This is a genomic window from Myxacorys sp., from assembly GCF_059501405.1.
The window spans coordinates 1-6943 of record NZ_JCACCM010000186.1; the positions used below are offsets into that span (position 1 = coordinate 1).

8 protein-coding genes are annotated in these 6943 nt (G+C 47.1%); 5 read left to right on the forward strand and 3 right to left on the reverse strand.

Features of this window, described 5'->3' with window-relative positions; all coding sequences use genetic code 11:
- Together AC5I6P_RS25895 and AC5I6P_RS25900 are read right to left on the reverse strand one after the other, a co-directional pair.
- Positions 1 to 317, reverse strand: a 317-nt coding sequence (locus tag AC5I6P_RS25895; RefSeq protein ID WP_495696657.1) for a zinc ribbon domain-containing protein, incomplete at its 3' end; no start/stop codon positions are given.
- A gap of 40 nt (positions 318 to 357) precedes the next feature.
- The gene (locus AC5I6P_RS25900; protein ID WP_495696658.1) at positions 358 to 1317 is read right to left on the reverse strand and encodes a LysR family transcriptional regulator; all 960 of its coding nucleotides are present in this window, start codon (positions 1315 to 1317) and stop codon (positions 358 to 360) included.
- Between the two features lie 131 nt (positions 1318 to 1448).
- Between AC5I6P_RS25900 and AC5I6P_RS25905 the strand changes: the two genes are divergently transcribed.
- The 5 genes from AC5I6P_RS25905 (at position 1449) to AC5I6P_RS25925 (ending at position 6552) form a co-directional block, all read left to right on the forward strand.
- Entirely contained in the window at positions 1449 to 2093 is a 645-nt protein-coding gene (locus AC5I6P_RS25905) for a DsbA family oxidoreductase (protein ID WP_495696659.1), read from the forward strand.
- A 54-nt stretch (positions 2094 to 2147) separates the two neighbouring features.
- A complete protein-coding gene (locus AC5I6P_RS25910) occupies positions 2148 to 3425 on the forward strand; it encodes an NAD(P)/FAD-dependent oxidoreductase (RefSeq protein ID WP_495696660.1) in 1278 nt (425 codons plus the stop codon).
- Positions 3422 to 4579 carry an FAD binding domain-containing protein gene (locus AC5I6P_RS25915; protein WP_495696661.1) on the forward strand — a complete coding sequence of 386 codons (1158 nt, stop codon included), beginning with the start codon at positions 3422 to 3424 and terminating at the stop codon, positions 4577 to 4579. Before AC5I6P_RS25910 ends, AC5I6P_RS25915 begins: the two co-directional genes overlap by 4 nt.
- 3 nt (positions 4580 to 4582) lie before the next feature.
- Positions 4583 to 5251: a TMEM175 family protein gene (locus tag AC5I6P_RS25920; RefSeq protein WP_495696662.1), complete on the forward strand. Its 669-nt coding sequence runs from the start codon at positions 4583 to 4585 to the stop codon at positions 5249 to 5251.
- 674 nt (positions 5252 to 5925) lie between these two features.
- Positions 5926 to 6552, forward strand: coding sequence for an NUMOD4 motif-containing HNH endonuclease (locus tag AC5I6P_RS25925; protein WP_495696663.1), 627 nt, complete (start codon positions 5926 to 5928; stop codon positions 6550 to 6552).
- On the opposite strand, the gene AC5I6P_RS25930 is transcribed toward AC5I6P_RS25925, so the two are convergent.
- The gene (locus AC5I6P_RS25930) at positions 6497 to 6907 is read right to left on the reverse strand and encodes a D-Ala-D-Ala carboxypeptidase family metallohydrolase (protein ID WP_495696664.1); all 411 of its coding nucleotides are present in this window, start codon (positions 6905 to 6907) and stop codon (positions 6497 to 6499) included. The genes AC5I6P_RS25925 and AC5I6P_RS25930 overlap by 56 nt on opposite strands.
- Positions 6908 to 6943 lie beyond the last annotated feature (36 nt).

Genomic DNA, 6943 nt, shown 5'->3' on the forward strand with positions numbered 1-6943 from the left:
TTGCTCACGATATTTGTCGCCTCTTTTCCTTTTTGCAATAAATCAGCCCTGCCATGTTTGGGGTTGCAGTAGTAGACGCGGTTGCGCGACTTATGCCTGCGTCCGCATTGAGGGCACACTTGAGAGGTATATGCTTCACTGGCTTTCTCGGTTCCGATTCCGCCCGCCAGTTGCAGCTTTTCCTCTAAATACTTCGCCTGAGTCGGCATCTCCCAAATATTGTTTCGCGCCACTTGTTTGATCCGACGATTACTCTTCTTTCGACCTTTGGGCAATCGGTCTAAATCGCCCACGTAAATCTTGCCCACCAGTGACATGGGTGCACCTATTCATTGAGAGAGTACAAAGGTGCTCAAGTCAACTGTTTGAGTGGGAAGTGCCACAAGTCAAACTTTCTATCTCCCAGTAGGGCGGATTGCCAAATTGCTGAATCAAGAAATCTATAAACACTTGAACCCGCCGCGAATACTTACGGTTAGGTAAATACAATGCATAAACGCCTGTATCCAGATCAGCTTGTGGAGAGATTTGAAAATCAGTCAACACTGCCTGTAATCTTCCAGCTTTAATATCTTCACCAATTAACCAGGTTGGCATCAAGATTAAACCAGTACCATCTAAACAGACTTGACGCAGCATTTCTGAATGGTTTGCCACCAAAGATCCACTCACTTTCACGTCACACACTTCGGTTTCACACTGGAATCGCCAGATTTGAGAAGTTGTCGAATAGGCAAAGAGCAAACAATTGTGCCTAGTTAAGTCGTTCGGATGAGCTGGGTTGCCATATTGCCTAAAGTACGCTGGGCTACCGCAGACCAATCGATCATAAGTCGCCAGTTTGCGGACAATCAGGTTGGGATTGGAACGATCGAGATTGCCAATGCGGATCACTACATCTAAATCGGCTTCGACTAAGTTTGCGAGTCCATCACTAAGTTGTAGATCAAGCTTAACTTCTGAGTACTGAGCTAGAAAATCACTCAAAATCGGAGCAATATGCAACCGTCCAAACGTTACAGGGAGGCTGACCCGCAAACTGCCGTGCGGAATATCACCTTGTTCCATAACGCAAAGGTTAGCTTCTTCTACATCTTGCAGAATTTGTACCGCTCTGTCGTAGTACTTCTGACCCTGTAGCGTGAGCGTGATGCTGCGCGTGGAGCGGTTGAGCAACTGAGTGTTCAGCATCGCTTCTAAGGAATTGACTTGACGCATCACCGAGGAGACGGCTAACCCTAGCTGTCGGGCTGCTTCTGAAAATCCGCCAGTCTCGACGACTTTAATAAACGATCGCATTGCTGCCAGTTGATCCACCGCATTCCCTTTAAATTGATTATTGCAAAAAACGCAAAGGTATTTAGCGTATTTAGTACATTAACATTCTTTGTAAATGAGATTAGAGTGAAACTATCAACAGTTGTAGAACAACTTATAAGGAGGCAACTATGACATTAACGATTGCCATTACTTCAGATTTCATTTGTCCCTGGTGTTTGGTCGCAGAAACGCGATTGAACCAGGCAATTGAACAACTGAATTCATCGGTTGAAATTCAACAGATTTGGTATCCATTCGAGCTAAATCCAGATATGCCTGAAGCTGGAATGGATCGCCAAACTTACCGCAGCCAGAAGTTTGGCAATTGGGAATACTCGCAGGCACTCGATGCCAAAACGGTGCAGGCAACTCAAGCTGACGGCATTGCATTTCGCTACGACTTGATGACCGTTACTCCCAATACGCTGAAAGCACACCGATTGACTTGGTTTGCGGGACAACAGGATAAAGCAACAGTAATGGCGGAACGCATTCTGAAGGCATATTTCACAGAAGGACAAAACATTGTTGAGGTTAAAGTCTTAGCCAATTTAGCGGCTGAGGTGGGTATAGATGCAGAGGCGGCAAAGGCATTTCTGTTGTCTGATGCGGGGATGCAAGAGGTACGGGAATTGGAACGTCAGGCGATTGCTCGAGGGATTCATGGTGTCCCTCATACTCGCATTGGCAAAGAAGTTGTGTCGGGTGCTCAATCCGTTGAGGTCTTTCTCGCCGCCTTGCAAAATGCAGTGAAGGAATTGACAACTGCCTGAACCTCAGATGAATACGACTGGCTGAATGATAGTAATAACGACGGAAACACTACTATGACAAATGATTCAGGCTCATCGTCTAATCCTCAGAGGGTCAAACTCTATGGGCAACCCAATTCAGCCGCTGCTTACGAAATTCGAGATTTTCTCAGCCGCAGCGTCGTTGAATTTGACTGGATTGAATTAACGAGCGATCAGGATTGCGATCGTGAACTGAGTCTTTCAACTCTAAGTGATATCCGCTTGCCTGTGGTTGAACTTCCAGAGGGCACTCAACTCTTTGCCCCGACTATTCGAGAGATCGCTCAACGGCTCGGTTGGGTGACGCAACCCAGATTCAAAGAATATGATCTGTCGATTTATGGTGCGGGTCCTGCTGGCTTAAGTGCAGCCGTGTATGCTGCATCTGAGGGGCTACGCACTGTTCTGGTTGAACGCCATGCCGTAGGTGGACAAGCAGGCACCAGTTCCTTGATCGAGAATTACATGGGATTTCCTGAAGGCATTAGCGGTGCCGATTTAGCGGAACGCGCCCGCCAGCAAGCAGTTAAATTTGGCATTGAACTGCTGCTGTTACGCGAGGGCATGAAGTCAGAATTTCGAGACAATCGCATCTATACAGACATGGCGGATGGCAGCAAAATGGTTGCACGAGCCAACATCTGCGCCACGGGGATTGAGTATCGACGGCTTAACCTTCCCAATGAAAAGCAGTTTCTCAAAGTTGGATTATTTTACGGTGCAGGTGCAAGTGAAGCGCCTCTGTGTGGTGGCGAACACGTCTTTATTGTGGGTGGTGGTAACTCAGCAGGTCAAGCTGCCATGTACTTGTCGCGCTATGCCGAAAAAGTAACCATGCTGATTCGCGGCGATACGCTAGCGGCGACCTTATCGCAGTACCTCGTTGAGCGTATTACTCAGAAAAGCAACATTGAAGTCCTCTTTCAGGCTTGGGTGACTGGGCTGGCAGGGGACACCTCGTTGCAGCAGATTGAAGTGACTCACGGTGGCGATCGATCTATACAGAAAATTGATACTCGACGGTTGTTTGTTTGCATTGGCGGTGCGCCAAATACTGAATGGGCAAAGGATACTAACATCATTCGGGATCAGGCAGGCTACCTGGTGACTGGTTCAGATTTACTCAAACAGGGTCGCCTACCGGAATGCTGGACGCGCGATCGCGATCCATTTTTTCTAGAAACCAGTGTTCCTGGTTCCTTTGCAGCAGGAGATGTGCGGCATGGTTCTGTGAAACGGGTGGCTTCATCCGTGGGTGAAGGGGCAATGGCGGTCACGTTTGTTCACAAGTATTTAGAGGAAATGGGATGAACGCTATCGATAAACGCGCCCTTGTGATTGGCGGATCATTGGCTGGGTTGTTTGCCGGAAATCTGTTGAGATCGATCGGTTGGCAGGTAGATATCTATGAGCGATCACCGCACTCTCTCGACAGTCGCGGCGGCGGCATTGTGCTGCAACCGGATGTCGTGGAAGCGTTTCAAAGAGCAGGAATCGCGGATGAAGCTTCTTTAGGTGTGGTAGCACACGAACGATATTACTTAAACCGAGACGGCAGCATTGCTCAACCTATGCCGATGCGTCAAATCTTAACCTCCTGGAATTTACTTTACGGTTCGATGCGGCGACATTTTTCGGCTGACCATTATCATCAAGGCAAGCACCTGACTGAGATTACTCAAGACGGAACACAGGTAACTGCGATGTTTGCCGATGGCACTCGCGAGACAGGTGATCTGCTCGTGGGTGCGGATGGACCAACCTCAACGATTCGCCACTTGCTCTTGCCGGACTACACACCGCAATATGCTGGGTATGTTGCCTATCGCGGCTTAGTGAATGAACGGGAACTCGATCCTGCAACGGCGAAACTGTTGACTGAACGATTTGTGTTTTATCAGTTTCCGAATTCGCACATTCTGCAATATGTGATTCCAGGAGAGAATGAATCGTTGATTCCAGGAGAGCGTCGCTTCAACTGGGTTTGGTATGTCAATTACGACCAAAAAACCGAGTTGCCGGACATCCTGACGGATAAAAACGGTCAGCGGCGGGAGTTTTCAATCGCGCCTGGAATGATCCATCCAATTGTGGAACAAACGATGCGATCGTATGCCGATCGCGTCTTAGCCCCTCCATTTCAAAAATTAGTGGCAGCGACCCAAGAACCCTTTGTTCAAGCCATTTTGGATCTTGGTGTACCGCAAATGGCCTTTGACTGTATTGCCCTGATTGGCGATGCCGCTTTTATTCCCCGCCCCCATACAGCGGCTAGTACTGCTAAAGCGGCTGCCAATGCGATCGCACTTACTCATGCTTTGGTTGGCTCCAATCATGATGTTCCCAGAGCACTGGAGGTATGGGAGGGCGATCAACTGGCACTAGGAATGCGCCTATGGAAATCTGGACACGCCTTGGGAGAGCGATCTCAATTTATGTACGGTGAGGGACGAATGGAAGGATAACCAATGAAGACATTCATGAGCCTCAATCGATTTGAGGCGTTCAGTGATGGGGTATTTGCGATTGCCATGACCTTACTGGTGATTGAAATTAAAGTGCCAAATTTGTCTCATGCCGCTCCATCAGAAGTAGTTAGTGAAATGATGCACATTGCACCGCATCTATTGAGTTATGTCACGAGTTTTCTGGTCATCGGCGTTATTTGGTTAAATCATCATGCGCTCTTTCATTTTCTTAAGCGAGTTGATCGCATTACCTTAACGATCAATCTCATCCTGCTAATGTGCATCGCGTTTATTCCCTATTCCACAGCCTTAATTAGCAACTACAGCAAGCTTCAGCCTGTAGTTGTGTTTTACGGTTCGTCCCTAACAATAACTGGCATCGTTTATAACGTACTTTGGTTTTACGTCGTTCGACAGTATCTTTTGGATAATCGACATTATCGCAAATTCATCTTTAACGCTTCGCTTTGGAGCATCGGCTACCCAACGCTCTATGCAATCGCAACACTGCTGTCTTGGATCAACACAACAGTGAGTGTCATCCTCTATATTCTCATTCCACTGTTCTATCTGCTTCCCAGCGTCATCGATCAACAATTAGCAAATCTACCAGACAAATCATTTCAATCAGCTTCCGACGTTCAATCCAGTCAGGAAGAGAACAGATAGCGGCAATGCTGCCTTTCAGATTCGTGTTTGACAATGATTGAAATCTTAAATCAATCTGTGCTTATGAGTTTGAGGTTGGCTGAAATTGAACAAATTTTTCCTGAAGAAGACTGGTAACAACTATGCAAAGCGATGAGGCTGGCAGTTACGTCGTCAGCAATCACACTCGTTGCTTGGCAAATGGAACAAGGGTTCGCTGGAAAAATTGTGGAGCAACAACTCGCTAAACGTGCTGAGATCCAGAATGCTTTAGTCAACTTATGATTATGATTGCCCAAGCCAATGTTAGAGCTTCTGACATTCCAGTAGTGCAAAGCTCTGAACTGAATCGAAGACTTAGCGATCGCTATGCACTAAGAGGGCGAGAAATCTTCGAGAATCTTGGTTCTTCTTTAAAATAGGCGGAGTAATACAGGTAACCCCTCCTCTCATAACGAGACAAGGGGTTGTTTTCTAAGAGGACGATCGCTAATACATCCAGCGAATGCTGCCTGGTCCGCGTTTCCAGCCGCCCTCTCTGTGGTCTAAAGCAAAACGCTCAAACCATTGTCTCAAAGGGTTTTCAAGGTTTTTGATGAGTTATGATAGAAAAAATAACGCCACCAATGAAGTGTTGCAACCACTCATTGATGGCTAACCACTCACAATGATTAAGCCATTGGAGGGCTAGATTGATGGTACAGGAGGAATGGAAGTCTATTCCTGGCTACGAAGGTCTTTATGAGGCATCTAGTTTAGGCAAAATTCGCAGCGTCGATCGAACCGCATGGAATGGACACAAGCATCACATAGCAAAAGGCAAAATTCTAAAAGTCAATTATTGCGGACCAATGGGATATGGAAATGTTGCACTTTGCCGAAACGGCAAGCCTAAGACATTTCGAGTCCATGCTCTTGTTGCATTAACCTTTCATGGTGCTAGACCCGAAGGGCTTCACGTTGGTCACAAAGACGCGAATCCCAGAAATAATGCCAAGGACAACCTTGAGTACATGACTATCCAAGAAAATATGCATCAATCATATCGGGATAGCGGATTGGGACCCAACCGAAACGGATTAGAACGAGTAATTGAGTTCAACGGGAAGTGCCAAAACCTGACTCAATGGAGCCGAGATTTGGGAGGAAAAGATAATTTGGTGAGCGACAGATTAGAGCGGGGTTGGACAGAAACAGAAGCAATCACAACCCCGCTTGGGCAAAGAAAACCGTCAAGAGGGTTAGATGGGAGGTATTTAAGAGCGCCTAATAATCCCATCTGCGATATGGTCCCAAATCGCAATGGACGAATCCACGATTAGCACCATACCCAAGGCCTCCCTGAGTCCATCTATGATCAAGCCAATCTTGAAACTCATAGATATCGCCTGACATGGGATAGATGTCAGCCGCCATACCCGTAAGGTGGAACGAGTTAGACACCCCGCCCACTGCAAGATTTACGGCATAGGGACGATACCAGGATGTGACCCGAATCGCGCCTCCCCAAGCCCCTCGAACCTTGTCTAGTTCTGCTGCCAGTCTGAGAATCGCCGCTTCTTCGTCTGAACCAGCCACAGGGATTCTGCGATCGTCGTTTTGAGTTACTTCTGCCACGGTGAAATACTTGCTGACTGAAGCAGAAGGATTATTCCAATTAATAGACTTAATCGGCAATAGCTTAATCTAGAAGACATATAGTTATTCTCGCTC